This is a genomic window from Escherichia sp. E2748, from assembly GCF_005781125.1.
Classification (GTDB): Bacteria; Pseudomonadota; Gammaproteobacteria; order Enterobacterales; family Enterobacteriaceae; genus Escherichia.
Genome location: NZ_VATP01000014.1, coordinates 1 through 14,043 on the forward strand (window position 1 = coordinate 1; position 14,043 = coordinate 14,043).

General features: G+C 51.5%; 17 protein-coding genes. 12 read left to right on the forward strand and 5 right to left on the reverse strand.

Translation table 11 applies throughout. The features are described 5' to 3' along the window. The 7 genes from FEK42_RS22870 to csiR form a co-directional block, all read left to right on the forward strand. A partial coding sequence (locus FEK42_RS22870) for a hypothetical protein (RefSeq protein WP_205714129.1) occupies positions 1–238 on the forward strand: 238 nt, incomplete at its 5' end. Between the two features lie 343 nt (positions 239–581). Continuing rightward, complete coding sequence (gene glaH, locus FEK42_RS13060; RefSeq protein ID WP_138211850.1) at positions 582–1,559, forward strand: glutarate dioxygenase GlaH; 978 nt, start codon at positions 582–584, stop codon at positions 1,557–1,559. 19 nt (positions 1,560–1,578) lie between these two features. Next, a complete protein-coding gene (gene lhgO, locus FEK42_RS13065; protein ID WP_138211851.1) occupies positions 1,579–2,847 on the forward strand; it encodes an L-2-hydroxyglutarate oxidase in 1,269 nt (422 codons plus the stop codon). Positions 2,848–2,869: 22 nt separating this feature from the next. Next, on the forward strand, positions 2,870–4,318 hold the full coding sequence (gene gabD / locus FEK42_RS13070; protein WP_001625728.1) for an NADP-dependent succinate-semialdehyde dehydrogenase: 1,449 nt from the start codon (positions 2,870–2,872) through the stop codon (positions 4,316–4,318). 13 nt (positions 4,319–4,331) lie between these two features. Then, positions 4,332–5,612, forward strand: a complete 1,281-nt coding sequence (gene gabT / locus FEK42_RS13075) for a 4-aminobutyrate--2-oxoglutarate transaminase (protein ID WP_138211852.1) — start codon at positions 4,332–4,334, stop codon at positions 5,610–5,612. 237 nt (positions 5,613–5,849) lie between these two features. Beyond that, entirely contained in the window at positions 5,850–7,250 is a 1,401-nt protein-coding gene (gene gabP, locus FEK42_RS13080) for a GABA permease (RefSeq protein WP_135407608.1), read from the forward strand. Positions 7,251–7,270: 20 nt separating this feature from the next. Next, positions 7,271–7,930: a DNA-binding transcriptional regulator CsiR gene (gene csiR / locus FEK42_RS13085; RefSeq protein WP_130260075.1), complete on the forward strand. Its 660-nt coding sequence runs from the start codon at positions 7,271–7,273 to the stop codon at positions 7,928–7,930. Positions 7,931–7,936: 6 nt separating this feature from the next. On the opposite strand, the gene kbp is transcribed toward csiR, so the two are convergent. Beyond that, entirely contained in the window at positions 7,937–8,383 is a 447-nt protein-coding gene (gene kbp / locus FEK42_RS13090) for a potassium binding protein Kbp (RefSeq protein ID WP_064529911.1), read from the reverse strand. 82 nt (positions 8,384–8,465) lie between these two features. After that, entirely contained in the window at positions 8,466–8,624 is a 159-nt protein-coding gene (locus FEK42_RS13095; RefSeq protein ID WP_000508177.1) for a YqaE/Pmp3 family membrane protein, read from the reverse strand. Between the two features lie 182 nt (positions 8,625–8,806). Here FEK42_RS13095 and FEK42_RS13100 point away from each other — a divergent pair, with 182 nt between their 5' ends. After that, positions 8,807–9,106, forward strand: coding sequence for a metalloregulator ArsR/SmtB family transcription factor (locus FEK42_RS13100; RefSeq protein ID WP_130208087.1), 300 nt, complete (start codon positions 8,807–8,809; stop codon positions 9,104–9,106). Between the two features lie 9 nt (positions 9,107–9,115). Then, complete coding sequence (locus tag FEK42_RS13105; protein WP_130260073.1) at positions 9,116–9,640, forward strand: rhodanese family protein; 525 nt, start codon at positions 9,116–9,118, stop codon at positions 9,638–9,640. 46 nt (positions 9,641–9,686) lie between these two features. Here FEK42_RS13105 and stpA read toward each other — a convergent pair whose 3' ends face one another. Further along, positions 9,687–10,088 (reverse strand): DNA-binding protein StpA, encoded by a 402-nt coding sequence (gene stpA, locus FEK42_RS13110; RefSeq protein ID WP_135492912.1) that lies wholly within the window; start codon positions 10,086–10,088, stop codon positions 9,687–9,689. A 662-nt stretch (positions 10,089–10,750) separates the two neighbouring features. Between stpA and alaE the strand changes: the two genes are divergently transcribed. Next, entirely contained in the window at positions 10,751–11,200 is a 450-nt protein-coding gene (alaE, locus tag FEK42_RS13115; RefSeq protein WP_130208083.1) for an L-alanine exporter AlaE, read from the forward strand. Between the two features lie 37 nt (positions 11,201–11,237). Here the strand turns inward: alaE and FEK42_RS13120 are convergent, their stop codons facing one another. Further along, positions 11,238–11,582, reverse strand: coding sequence for a DUF2002 family protein (locus FEK42_RS13120; protein WP_130208081.1), 345 nt, complete (start codon positions 11,580–11,582; stop codon positions 11,238–11,240). A 151-nt stretch (positions 11,583–11,733) separates the two neighbouring features. Between FEK42_RS13120 and FEK42_RS13125 the strand changes: the two genes are divergently transcribed. Beyond that, positions 11,734–12,063, forward strand: a complete 330-nt coding sequence (locus FEK42_RS13125) for a DUF883 domain-containing protein (protein WP_001295174.1) — start codon at positions 11,734–11,736, stop codon at positions 12,061–12,063. Positions 12,064–12,118: 55 nt separating this feature from the next. On the opposite strand, the gene FEK42_RS13130 is transcribed toward FEK42_RS13125, so the two are convergent. Then, positions 12,119–13,453 (reverse strand): PLP-dependent aminotransferase family protein, encoded by a 1,335-nt coding sequence (locus FEK42_RS13130; protein WP_135490229.1) that lies wholly within the window; start codon positions 13,451–13,453, stop codon positions 12,119–12,121. Between the two features lie 87 nt (positions 13,454–13,540). Here FEK42_RS13130 and FEK42_RS13135 point away from each other — a divergent pair, with 87 nt between their 5' ends. Continuing rightward, entirely contained in the window at positions 13,541–13,972 is a 432-nt protein-coding gene (locus tag FEK42_RS13135; protein WP_130208077.1) for a carboxymuconolactone decarboxylase family protein, read from the forward strand. Positions 13,973–14,043: the final 71 nt, after the last annotated feature.

The window sequence follows — 14,043 nt, forward strand, 5'->3', positions numbered from 1 at the left end:
ATCCTTAACTGATCGGCATTGCGCTGATGCGGGCTTTTTTATTGGTCCAGATTCCATCGTGTGTAAACCCCATTCAATTACAGTCCAGACATATACAGCATCCCTCAGATCAGTATCAGATTCTCGAAAAATGGTAACTGTCATTAACCCGTTGCCAGAAAGAGAAAAATTAGCCTCCATAGCCAGTCTTCCCGGAATCTGTTTGTTCATTAAGATTGTTATCGATGCCATCAAGTAACATCGGTTGGATGCGATTGATCTTACTCACATTAGTCAACACGGAACTCAGTAAGTTGAAGTAACTCCGAACTCTGAAAAAGCAGTTTAAATAGCATTTAAACAAATGCCACCAGTTCGAAAATGAGTATAAGTACACTTAATATATTGTTTTAATTATTCATTCCCTTTCATCCCAATTCTTACCCCTTACATTTTTGTTATTGATTTGTTGTTTTTGATCACAATAAGAAAACAATATGTAACTTTTGTGCGCATTTTTCAGAAATGTAGATATTTTTAGATTATGGCTACGAAATGAGCATCGCCATGTCACCCTACATCTCATAAGAGGATCGCTTCTGATGAATGCACTGACCGCCGTACAAAATAACGCTGTCGATTCAGGCCAGAACTATAGCGGATTCACCCTCACCCCGTCAGCGCAATCCCCGCGTCTGCTGGAACTCACCTTCACCGAACAGACGACCAAACAGTTTCTCGAACAGGTTACCGAATGGCCAGTGCAGGCGCTGGAGTACAAATCGTTTCTACGTTTTCGGGTAGGCAAAATTCTCGACGATCTGTGTGCGAATCAGCTGCAACCGTTGCTGTTGAAAACGTTGTTAAACCGCGCTGAAGGTGCGCTGTTGATCAACGCGTTAGGTGTCGATGATGTTGCGCAGGCTGATGAGATGGTGAAACTGGCAACGGCGGTGGCACATCTGATTGGCCGTTCCAATTTCGATGCCATGAGCGGTCAGTATTACGCGCGTTTTGTAGTGAAAAATGTCGATAACTCAGACAGCTACCTGCGTCAGCCGCACCGTGTGATGGAGTTGCATAACGACGGTACCTACGTTGAAGAGATCACCGACTACGTGCTGATGATGAAAATCGACGAGCAGAACATGCAGGGCGGAAACTCGCTGCTGCTGCATCTCGATGACTGGGAACATCTGGACCATTATTTCCGCCATCCGCTGGCACGTCGCCCGATGCGCTTTGCCGCGCCGCCGAGTAAAAACGTCAGTAAAGATGTATTCCATCCTGTGTTCGACGTCGATCAGCAGGGCCGGCCGGTGATGCGCTATATCGACCAGTTCGTCCAGCCAAAAGACTTCGAAGAAGGAGTGTGGTTGAGCGAGCTTTCGGACGCCATTGAAACCAGCAAAGGCATTCTTTCTGTGCCCGTTCCCGTTGGCAAATTCCTGTTGATTAACAACCTGTTCTGGCTGCACGGTCGCGACCGCTTTACCGCGCATCCGGATCTGCGTCGTGAACTGATGCGCCAGCGCGGCTATTTCGCTTACGCCACTCACCACTACCAGACGCATCAGTAAGCGCAAAGGAATTGAGCGGATGTATGATTTTGTGATTATTGGCGGCGGCATCATCGGCATGTCGACCGCCATGCAACTGATTGATGTCTATCCGGACGCCCGCATTGCGTTGCTGGAAAAAGAGTCCGGCCCGGCCTGTCACCAGACAGGCCACAACAGCGGCGTGATCCATGCCGGGGTTTATTACACGCCCGGCAGCCTGAAGGCACAGTTTTGCCTGGCGGGAAACCGCGCCACCAAAGCCTTTTGCGATCAAAACGGCATTCGCTACGACAACTGCGGCAAGATGCTGGTCGCCACATCCGAACTCGAAATGGAGCGGATGCGGGCATTATGGGAACGCACAGCGGCGAACGGTATTGAGCGCGAGTGGTTAAACGCCGACGAGCTGCGCGAGCGCGAACCGAATATCACCGGGCTCGGCGGCATTTTTGTGCCGTCCAGCGGCATTGTCAGCTACCGCGAAGTAACGGCGGCGATGGCAAAAATTTTCCAGGCCAGAGGCGGTGAGATTATCTATAACGCCGAAGTCAGCGCGCTCAGTGAGCATAAAAACGGCGTGGTGATACGTACCCGTCAGAGCGGCGAATATGAAGCATCGACGCTGATTAGCTGTTCCGGGCTGATGGCTGACCGGCTGGTGAAAATGCTCGGCCTCGAACCTGGCTTTATTATCTGCCCGTTCCGCGGCGAGTATTTTCGCCTTGCGCCGGAGCATAACCAGATTGTTAACCACCTGATTTACCCCATTCCCGATCCGGCAATGCCGTTTTTGGGCGTTCATCTCACTCGCATGATCGACGGCAGCGTGACCGTCGGGCCAAACGCGGTGCTGGCTTTCAAACGCGAAGGCTATCGCAAGCGCGACTTCTCATTTAGTGACACACTGGAGATTTTGGGCTCGTCGGGGATTCGCCGGGTGCTGCAAAACCATCTACGCTCAGGACTGGGCGAGATGAAAAACTCGCTGTGCAAAAGCGGCTATCTGCGGCTGGTGCAAAAGTATTGCCCCCGGCTTTCGTTAAGCGATCTCCAGCCCTGGCCCGCCGGTGTGCGGGCGCAGGCAGTATCGCCGGACGGCAAGCTGATTGACGATTTTCTGTTTGTCACCACCCCGCGCACGATCCACACCTGCAATGCGCCCTCCCCGGCAGCGACATCAGCAATTCCTATTGGTGCGCATATTGTCAGCAAGGTACAAACGCTGTTGGCAAGCCAGAGTAACCCCGGACGCACGCTGCAAGCGGCACGTAGTGTGGATGCCTTACACGCCGCATTTAATCAATAACCTTTGAAAACAGGACGTAACAATGAAACTTAACGACAGTAACTTATTCCGCCAGCAGGCGTTGATTAACGGGGAATGGCTGGACGCCAACAATGGCGAGGTCATCGACGTCACCAATCCGGCGAACGGCGACAAGCTGGGTAGCGTGCCGAAAATGGGCGCGGATGAAACCCGCGCGGCTATCGACGCCGCCAACCGCGCCCTGCCCGCCTGGCGTGCGCTCACCGCCAAAGAACGCGCCAACATTCTGCGTAACTGGTTCAATTTGATGATGGAGCATCAGGACGATTTAGCGCGCCTGATGACCCTCGAACAGGGCAAACCGCTGGCTGAAGCGAAAGGCGAAATCAGCTACGCCGCCTCCTTTATTGAGTGGTTTGCCGAAGAAGGCAAACGTATTTATGGCGACACCATTCCCGGTCATCAGGCCGATAAACGCCTGATTGTTATCAAGCAGCCGATTGGCGTTACCGCCGCCATCACGCCGTGGAACTTCCCGGCGGCGATGATTACCCGCAAAGCTGGTCCGGCGCTGGCGGCAGGCTGCACCATGGTGCTGAAGCCCGCCAGTCAGACGCCGTTCTCTGCGCTGGCACTGGCGGAACTGGCGATTCGCGCGGGCATTCCGGCTGGCGTGTTTAACGTGGTCACCGGTTCGGCAGGCGCGGTCGGTAATGAACTGACCAGCAACCCGCTGGTACGCAAACTGTCGTTTACCGGCTCGACCGAAATTGGCCGCCAGTTAATGGAACAGTGCGCGAAAGACATCAAAAAAGTGTCGCTGGAGCTCGGCGGCAACGCGCCGTTTATCGTCTTTGACGATGCCGATCTCGATAAAGCCGTGGAAGGCGCGCTGGCCTCGAAATTCCGCAACGCCGGGCAAACCTGCGTTTGCGCCAACCGTTTATACGTGCAGGACGGCGTGTATGACCGTTTTGCCGAAAAATTGCAGCAGGCGGTGAGCAAACTGCACATCGGCGACGGGCTGGATAAAGACGTCACCATCGGGCCGCTGATCGATGAAAAAGCGGTAGCAAAAGTGGAAGAGCATATTGCCGATGCGCTGGAGAAAGGCGCACGCGTGGTTTGCGGTGGTAAAGCGCACGAACGCGGCGGCAACTTCTTCCAGCCGACCATTCTGGTGGACGTTCCGGCCAACGCCAAAGTGTCGAAAGAAGAGACATTCGGCCCCCTCGCCCCGCTATTCCGCTTTAAAGATGAAGCTGATGTGATTGCGCAGGCCAATGACACCGAGTTTGGTCTTGCCGCCTATTTCTACGCCCGTGATTTAAGCCGCGTCTTCCGCGTGGGCGAGGCGCTGGAGTACGGCATCGTCGGCATCAATACCGGCATTATTTCCAATGAAGTCGCCCCGTTCGGCGGTATCAAAGCCTCGGGTCTGGGTCGTGAAGGTTCGAAGTATGGCATCGAAGATTACTTAGAAATCAAATATATGTGCATCGGTCTTTAACTGGAGAACGCGAATGAGCAGCAATAAAGAGTTAATGCAGCGCCGCAGTCAGGCGATCCCCCGTGGCGTTGGGCAAATTCACCCGATTTTCGCTGACCGCGCGGAAAACTGCCGGGTGTGGGACGTTGAAGGCCGTGAGTATCTTGATTTCGCGGGCGGGATTGCGGTGCTCAATACCGGGCACCTGCATCCGAAGGTGGTTGCCGCGGTGGAAGCGCAGTTGAAAAAACTGTCGCACACCTGCTTCCAGGTACTGGCTTACGAGCCGTATCTGGAGCTGTGCGAGATTATGAATCAGAAGGTGCCGGGCGATTTTGCCAAAAAAACGCTGCTGGTCACCACGGGTTCGGAAGCGGTGGAGAACGCGGTGAAAATAGCCCGCGCCGCCACCAAACGTAGCGGCACCATTGCCTTTAGCGGCGCGTATCACGGGCGCACGCATTACACACTGGCGCTGACCGGCAAGGTGAATCCGTACTCTGCGGGGATGGGGCTGATGCCGGGGCATGTTTATCGCGCGCTTTATCCTTGCCCGCTGCATGGCATCAGCGAGGATGACGCTATCGCCAGTATCCACCGAATCTTCAAAAATGACGCGGCGCCGGAAGATATCGCCGCCATCGTGATTGAGCCCGTTCAGGGCGAAGGCGGTTTCTACGCCGCGACGCCAGCCTTTATGCAGCGTTTACGCGCGCTGTGTGACGAACACGGGATCATGCTGATTGCCGATGAAGTGCAGAGCGGCGCGGGGCGTACCGGCACGCTGTTTGCGATGGAGCAGATGGGCGTTGCGCCGGATCTCACCACCTTTGCGAAATCCATCGCGGGCGGCTTCCCGCTGGCGGGCGTCACCGGGCGTGCCGAAGTGATGGACGCTGTCGCACCGGGCGGCCTTGGCGGCACCTATGCGGGTAACCCGATTGCCTGCGTGGCGGCGCTGGAAGTGTTGAAGGTGTTCGAGCAGGAAAATCTGCTGCAAAAAGCCAACGACCTGGGGCAAAAGCTGAAAGAAGGGTTATTGGCGATCGCCGAAAAACACCCGGAGATCGGCGACGTACGTGGGCTGGGGGCGATGATCGCCATCGAACTGTTTGAAGATGGCGATCACAGTAAACCGAACGCCAAACTCACCGCCGAGATCGTGGCGCGCGCCCGCGATAAGGGCCTGATTCTTCTCTCCTGCGGCCCGTATTACAACGTGCTGCGCATCCTGGTACCGCTCACCATTGAAGACGCTCAGATCCGGCAGGGTCTGGATATCATCAGCCAGTGTTTTGCTGAGGCGAAACAGTAAGTCCGTACCCATGCCGGAGGCGACGCTTTGCGTCTTGTCCGGCCTACGGGAATCCAGGTCGGATAAGGCGTTTACGCCGCATCCGACAATCTGTACGTGAACAGGAATAAATCTATGTCGGCCGGATAAGGCGGAGCCGCTCTCCGGCAAAAAGAATCAATAACAATTAAACGCGTGACCCGACGCGGGAAATGTCGGGGCGCTCTCCCAAGTGACACACTTTCGAGAGGATTCAGGATGGGGCAATCATCGCAATCACATGAGTTAGGCGGCGGGCTGAAATCACGCCACGTCACCATGTTGTCTATTGCCGGTGTTATCGGCGCAAGTCTGTTTGTCGGTTCCAGTGTCGCCATCGCCGAAGCAGGCCCGGCGGTATTGCTGGCCTATCTGTTCGCCGGGCTACTGGTGGTTATGATTATGCGGATGCTGGCGGAAATGGCAGTAGCCACGCCCGACACCGGCTCCTTTTCCACCTATGCCGATAAAGCTATTGGCCGCTGGGCGGGCTATACCATCGGCTGGCTGTACTGGTGGTTTTGGGTACTGGTTATACCTCTGGAAGCCAACATCGCCGCCATGATCCTGCACTCGTGGGTTCCCGGTATTCCCATCTGGTTATTTTCCCTCGTTATCACCCTCGCCTTAACCGGCAGTAATTTATTAAGCGTTAAAAACTACGGAGAATTTGAGTTCTGGCTGGCGATATGCAAAGTGATTGCCATCCTGGCATTTATTTTCCTCGGCGCAGTGGCGATTAGCGGTTTTTACCCATATGCAGAAGTGAGCGGTATTTCAAGATTATGGGATAGCGGCGGCTTTATGCCCAACGGCTTCGGGGCGGTATTAAGCGCGATGCTGATCACCATGTTCTCGTTTATGGGCGCGGAAATTGTCACCATCGCCGCCGCAGAATCCGACACGCCGGATAAACATATTGTTCGCGCCACCAACTCAGTTATCTGGCGTATCTCAATTTTCTATTTGTGTTCTATTTTTGTCGTCGTGGCCTTAATTCCGTGGAATATGCCCGGACTGAAAACCGTGGGCTCATACCGTTCCGTGCTGGAACTGCTGAATATTCCGCACGCCAAATTCATTATGGATTGCGTTATTTTGCTGTCGGTAACCAGTTGCCTGAACTCGGCGCTGTATACCGCGTCAAGAATGCTCTACTCCTTAAGCCGTCGCGGTGATGCGCCCGCGGTAATGGGTAAAATTAACCGCAGTAAAACCCCGTACGTGGCAGTATTACTCTCGACCGGTGCGGCATTTTTAACGGTGGTAGTGAACTATTACGCACCTGCTAAAGTGTTTAAATTCCTGATCGACAGCTCCGGCGCTATCGCCCTGCTGGTTTATTTAGTCATCGCCGTTTCACAATTACGAATGCGTAAAATCCTGCTGGCGGAAGGCGGTGAAATTCGCCTGCGAATGTGGCTTTATCCGTGGCTCACCTGGCTGGTGATTGGCTTTATTACTTTTGTGTTGGTGGTAATGCTATTCCGTCCAGCGCAACAGTTAGAAGTGATCTCCACCGGCTTATTAGCGATAGGGATTATCTGTACCGTGCCAATTATGGCGCGCTGGAAAAAGCTGATAATGTGGCAAAAAACACCCATTCATAATACGCGCTGATAATGATCAGGAGTCACACCATGACCATTACGTCTCTGGATGGCTATCGCTGGCTGAAGAACGATATTATTCGCGGCAATTTTCAGCCGGATGAAAAATTACGGATGAGTTTGCTGACATCGCGTTATGCACTTGGCGTTGGGCCGTTGCGGGAAGCGCTTTCGCAACTGGTGGCAGAACGACTGGTCACGGTGGTGAATCAAAAAGGGTATCGGGTGGCCTCTATGTCAGAGCAGGAGTTGCTCGATATTTTCGATGCCCGCGCCAATATGGAAGCAATGCTAGTGAGTCTGGCGATTGCCCGCGGTGGCGATGAGTGGGAGGCTGACGTTCTTGCGAAGGCGCATCTGCTCAGTAAGCTTGAGGCCTGTGACGCCAGTGAGAAAATGCTTGATGAGTGGGATCTGCGTCATCAGGCGTTTCATACTGCAATTGTGACAGGCTGTGGTTCTCACTATTTGCTGCAAATGCGTGAACGGTTGTTTGATCTGGCGGCGCGCTATCGCTTCATCTGGCTGCGGCGAACGGTACTTTCCGTGGAAATGCTGGAAGATAAACACAACCAACATCAAATTTTAACCGAAGCCGTCCTGGCGCGAGATACCGCGCGCGCCAGTGAGTTAATGCGCCAGCATTTGCTGACGCCGATTCCCATTATCCAGCAGGCGATGGCGGACTAACCGCCATTACTCTGGAATACGCAACACTTGTCCCGGATAAATTTTATCCGGGCTTTTCAGCATCGGTTTATTCGCTTCGAAGATTTTATTGTACAGATTGGCGTTACCGTAGACCTGTTTGGAAATGGCGCTAAGCGTGTCGCCAGACTTAACGGTATAAAACTGGCTGGCAGTGGCTGGTGTCGCAGTTTTTACCTGATCGTCGACGCTGGCGATACCAGAAATATTCCCCACCGCAACAAGGATTTTTTCCTTCGCTTCCTGGCTCAAACCATCACCAGTCACCGTCGCTTTGCCATCGGTAATTTGGATATTTACTTTATCGGCATCTGGAATGCCGGTTTTGTTCAGATGCTCCTGCACCTTCTTCGCCTGATCGTCTTTATCATGCTGACCAGTAACTGTATCCCAGAGCTTTTCTCCGGCATCTTTCACAAAATTGAACAGACCCATAGTTACCTCGTTCGTTAACGGAAACACTCAGAAAGTGTAGCAGAGGAACGCGGCGCACTAACGCCGCGGAGTAAGCACAGAGTTAATCGCGGGTTTGCACCCAGAAAGCGTGAATTAAACCAGGGATATACCCAAGCAGCGTCAACAAGATATTAATGATGAACGCCCAGCCAAATCCTTTGCCAAGCAGCACGCCGAGCGGCGGCAAAATGATGGTGATGACGATTCTCCAGAAACCCATATTTACTCCCTATAAGAAAATTAACCATTGTTTAAAAAGAGATTTTATCTCTTAAGCGTAATAATTTTAGCGGAACCAGCCAGTTTCAGCCTACGCGTTTACCCTCATTTACGCTGCTGACGCTGGTATACGTTGCATTTTTAGTTTAGAATTCACTTAATTTAGAAAATACTTAAATAACTATGACTGAACTCGCCCAACTACAGGCCAGCGCCGAACAGGCTGCGGCCTTACTGAAAGCAATGAGTCACCCCAAACGGTTGTTGATTCTGTGCATGCTTTGCGGGTCACCAGGGACCAGCGCCGGAGAACTGGCTCGCATTACCGGACTTAGCGCCTCCGCCACGTCACAGCATCTGGCTCGCATGCGTGACGAGGGACTTATTGACAGCCAGCGGGACGCCCAACGCATTCTTTATTCCATTAAAAATGAGGCGGTAAATGCCATTATCGCCACCCTGAAAAATATCTATTGTCCGTAAGGAGTGACGATGGCTTTGATAACAATTTCACCGCATGACGCGCAAGAATTAATCGCGCGTGGTGCAAAGTTAATCGATATTCGTGATGCCGACGAATATCTTCGTGAACATATTCCAGCAGCCTGTCTGGCACCATTATCCGTGATAGAACAGTCTGGTCTTCCGGATAAATTGCGTAGCGAACAAATTATATTCCACTGCCAGGCAGGTAAACGCACCAGCAATAACGCCGATAAATTAGCAGCGATTGCCGCCCCCGCAGAGGTCTTTTTACTGGAAGATGGGATCGATGGCTGGAAAAAAGCGGGATTGCCGGTAGCAGAAAATAAATCTCAACCTTTGCCATTAATGCGTCAGGTACAGATCGCCGCTGGCGGCTTAATATTAATCGGCGTCGTACTGGGTTATGCCATTAATAGCAGCTTCTTCTTATTAAGTGGATTTGTCGGCGCAGGATTAATGTTTGCAGGAATCAGTGGTTTTTGCGGGATGGCAAGGCTATTAGATAAGATGCCGTGGAATCAGCGAACTTGAGAAGCAACGCCGGATGCGCCATAGAGGCGGCATCCGGCGCCAGGGATTAGATCAGGAAATCGTCGAGAGATTTACCTTCTGCCAGCGCCTGAGCAATTGGCTTCGGCGTACGGCCCTGACCGGTCCAGGTTTTGGTTTCACCATTGAAGTCGGTGAATTTATATTTTGCTGGACGCGGTTCACGCTTTTTACCTGCACGCGGTGCAGCTGTGCCGTCAGCTAATAACTCTTCCGGGTTAATACCGTCAGCTTTCATCAGCTCCAGCCAGGTGCTAATTTTTTCCTGGCGTTCTGCCAGTTCACGCTGCTGCTGTTCTTCTTCTTCACGTCTTTCTTTAGTGACAACCCTGAATTTTTCGAGCATTTCTTCAAGAACGTCAATGGAGAATTCGCGAGCCATTGCACGAAGGGTGCGGATGTTATTTAAGCTTTGTAACATTACAGACATAATAAAGAAAACCTTTTAACGCCAAAACAAAAAGTATTTCGCCGCGTAGTGTAAGCGATCACTTATTATATTTCCACAAAATTTAATATATTTACAATCGCGAAGGGATATTATTTCGTGCGTTATTTGCTGACACATTAATGCTTATATGCAAATTATATAGCAGCCATTTAACTTACTTATTACAGCGACTGGCGAGTGTTCCGGCGTACGATACAACCTCCCGGCCGATAATGGAACACGCAACCAGCATAAATATGCATATAAAAAGAATACATATTAATTATTCAAACCTGAAACTTTGTGCTGCCATTACAGGCTTTACAACATAAAAGATGCTGAATGAGGCCAGGCGCGCTCCTAAGCCGAATTCTCTACGCTTTGCTGCGTAAACACACCTTGATCACTCTGCCAAAAGACATCTGAACTACGTCATAACATAATGATTTAAAATAACATTATATTTTAAGACATAAAAAAACCCAGAATGTACAAAAAATGCGCCACTACGGAATATTTTATCTACAAAAACCAAGGAAATAAAAATTTTTCACTAATTGATAAGTCATAGCCAGCGATATACGCTATGCGAAAGTGCAAACGGTAATTTAAACCACTGCATTCACATTCATCCGATTTCGCGTTTATTAAGGAGCATGGGCATGTTCTCACCGCAGTCACGCTTGCGTCATGCAGTAGCAGATACGTTCGCGATGGTTGTTTACTGTTCTGTCGTGAACATGTTTATCGAAGTATTTCTCTCCGGAATGAGCTTCGAACAGTCCCTTTATTCCAGACTGGTAGCGATTCCGGTGAACATCTTAATTGCATGGCCATACGGTATGTACCGCGATCTATTTATGCGAATGGCACGCAAAGTTGGCTCGTCGGGCTGGGTAAAAAATCTTGCGGATATTCTGGCTTATGTGACGTTCCAGTCACCGGTATATATGGCAATCTTACTCGTCGTGGGCGCGGGTTGGCACCAGATTATGGCAGCGGTCAGTTCAAACATCGTCGTTTCGATGTTGATGGGTGCGGTCTATGGCTACTTCCTTGATTACTGCCGCCGCCTGTTCAAAGTCAGCAATTACCAGCAGGTAAAAGCCTGATCCTTCTTTGTCGCGACTGGCAATGCCAGTCGCGTCTTTAATTGGCTTCGCCAAACAATCCATGTAAATAACGTTCAAGCGCAACACGCGAGCTGAAACCGTGTGGAATGCCGTAATGCTCGTGACGCTCACCCGCTAAATAGAGCGGGAACCGCTGGTAATGATCGCAAGTTTTAATATCGGAAGCCGGTTCTGCCAGTGTCGAACTACGTTCTTTTAACGTGGGATGAATTACCAGTGCGGTACGTCCCATTCGCGCTTCGCGATTAACATAGACATAATTTTCCCCGCGGCGATAACCATAAGCTTTCTGGGTTACCACATCGACGGTAAAACCGACTTTCTCAAGTACGCGCGCCACCTCGTCTGGTCGTAAATACATATTTTATCCTCGTTATTATCTACCGCGGCCCTACCTTACCTGATTGAGCATTCACAACGCTTTCAGAAAAGTCCATAAAGCCACGATGAATCTCTGTTAAGAAAATTATGGTCTACACTGAAAATTACATTGAATCCTGATGGGAGATCATATGTTTAACAGACCGAACCGTAACGACGTCGATGATGGCGTGCAGGATATTCAGAATGATGTCAATCAATTAGCTGACAGCCTGGAATCTGTATTGAAGTCCTGGGGCAGCGACGCCAAAGGGGAAGCCGAAGCCGCACGCAGTAAAGCTCAGGCTTTACTGAAAGAAACCAGGGCGCGGATGCATGGTCGAACTCGCGTCCAGCAAGCCGCGCGCGATGCTGTTGGCTGCGCAGACTCTTTTGTTCGTGAAAGACCCTGGTGTAGTGTGGGAACAGCTGCTGCGGTAGGTATTTTTATCGGCGCGTTGTTAAGCATGCGTAAATCGTAGTGAAACAATGATAATAAATACACGTCCCTGGCCCCGAAGCCTGACTTCGGGGTTTTTAACTTAAGGCGCTGCGTAATTGTTGTGCCACCTGCTGCGCCATACTTTCGCTAACGATATTGGTAAACGAGAGCAGCAATCCTCCTTCCCCATTTGAGCGGATACGCCAGTCGCTAAGTGCCTGCACCGCAAGGCCAGCAGCATTGGCTTTACGAGCATGGACAATATCGTCGCCCACCATGCTGATAACCATCTGGATACCACCTTTTTGCGGCACAACCTGAAATCCCTGCTGCGTCAACGCCTGCTCAATCCACTGCCGACGTTGAGCATAGTGCTGACGCATTTTCTTCAGATGCCGCCAGAAATGCCCCTCACGAATGAAATCTGCCAGTGTGTTCTGCCACAGTACGGGTACCGCACATGGCTCCAGTGACGCCTGTTGCCGGAATTGCGTAATCTGCTCCACCGGCACCACCAGCCACGCACAGCGCAATGCAGGAAATAGCGCTTTGCTGAATGTTCCGGCATAAATCACCCGCTGCGGTGCGTCGAGACTTTTTAGTGCCGGTAACGGCTTACCGTGATAGCGAAACTCACTGTCATAATCATCTTCAATAATCCATGCCTGACTACGTTCTGCCCATTCCAGCATCTGGTGCCTGCGCGCTAAAGAGAGCGCCACGCCCAGCGGGCTCTGGTGTGCCGGAGTAATCAGAGCAAAACGCGCATCAGGATAATTTTGTATTCCGCTTGTGACATCCAGTCCGTTGTCATCAACCGGCACCGGTAAAATTTCCACACCGTGGCGAGTGACAATCGAGCGAATCAGTGGAAAGCCGGGATCTTCCATCCACATCCCGTTTCCCGGTTTCGCCAGCGCGTGCAGAATTAAAGCCATTGAGGCCGCATAACCATGAGTGATAAAGACCTGCTCTGGCTGACAATCAATCCCGCGTGAAACGCGTAAGTAATCAACTATTGCCTCGCGCAACGCCGCCTCACCGCAGACATCGCCTAATGCCAAATCAAAACGCGTCTGGGTACGAAGGCGACGCCCCATCACCCGCGCCCACTGCTCTCGCGGAAAGAGATCGAGTGCGGGTAATCCCAATTGAAATGGCAGTGGCTGCTGACTTTCACCAGCAAAAGCCACGACATCCACAGCAGATTGTTGCGGATGTATCTGCTCACTGACAAATGTGCCAGCCTGTCCCCGCCTGACCAGCCATCCTTGCGCCACCAACTCAGCATACGCATTTTCGACAGTGGATCGAGACACACCCAGTTCCTGCGACCAGGTACGACTCGAAGGTAGCCTTGCACCAGGTTTCAGTTCCCCTTGCTCAATAGCCGTTTTTAACTGACGGGCGATATCCTGATAACGTGGCATATGGTCTGCTTTTTTACGTAATTTATGGCTCTCTTTAGCAGTCCATTATAGTGCTACATTGCGGGCGTTAATAAGAGGAGAAACTGTATGACTACATTACGTCAGCCTTACTACGAACTTAGCCCGGCAGTGTATAACGCACTGGTGCAGGCCAAAACGGCACTGGAAAATAGCGCGCTGGATACCACGCTGATGGAGTTAATTTATTTGCGCGTCTCGCAAATCAATGGCTGCGCATTTTGTCTGGAGATGCACAGCAAAGCATTACGCAAATCCGGTGTGCCGCAGCACAAACTGGACGCCCTGGCAGGCTGGCGCGTAAGCCATCATTTTGACGATCGCGAGCGGGCGGCGCTGGCATGGGCGGAATCGGTGACCGATATTGCCCGAACCCATGCGGAAGACGAGGTTTATCAGCCTTTGCTTGAATATTTCAGTGCAGCAGAGATCAGCGACTTAACGTTTGCCATCGGGCTGATGAATTGTTTTAACCGTCTGGCCGTTTCCATGCGCATGTAACTTCTTGATGCCGGGTATTCGCCCGGCCAAAAAACACAAAATCCCCTACCCCGTTGAGCCATTCAGCGGTG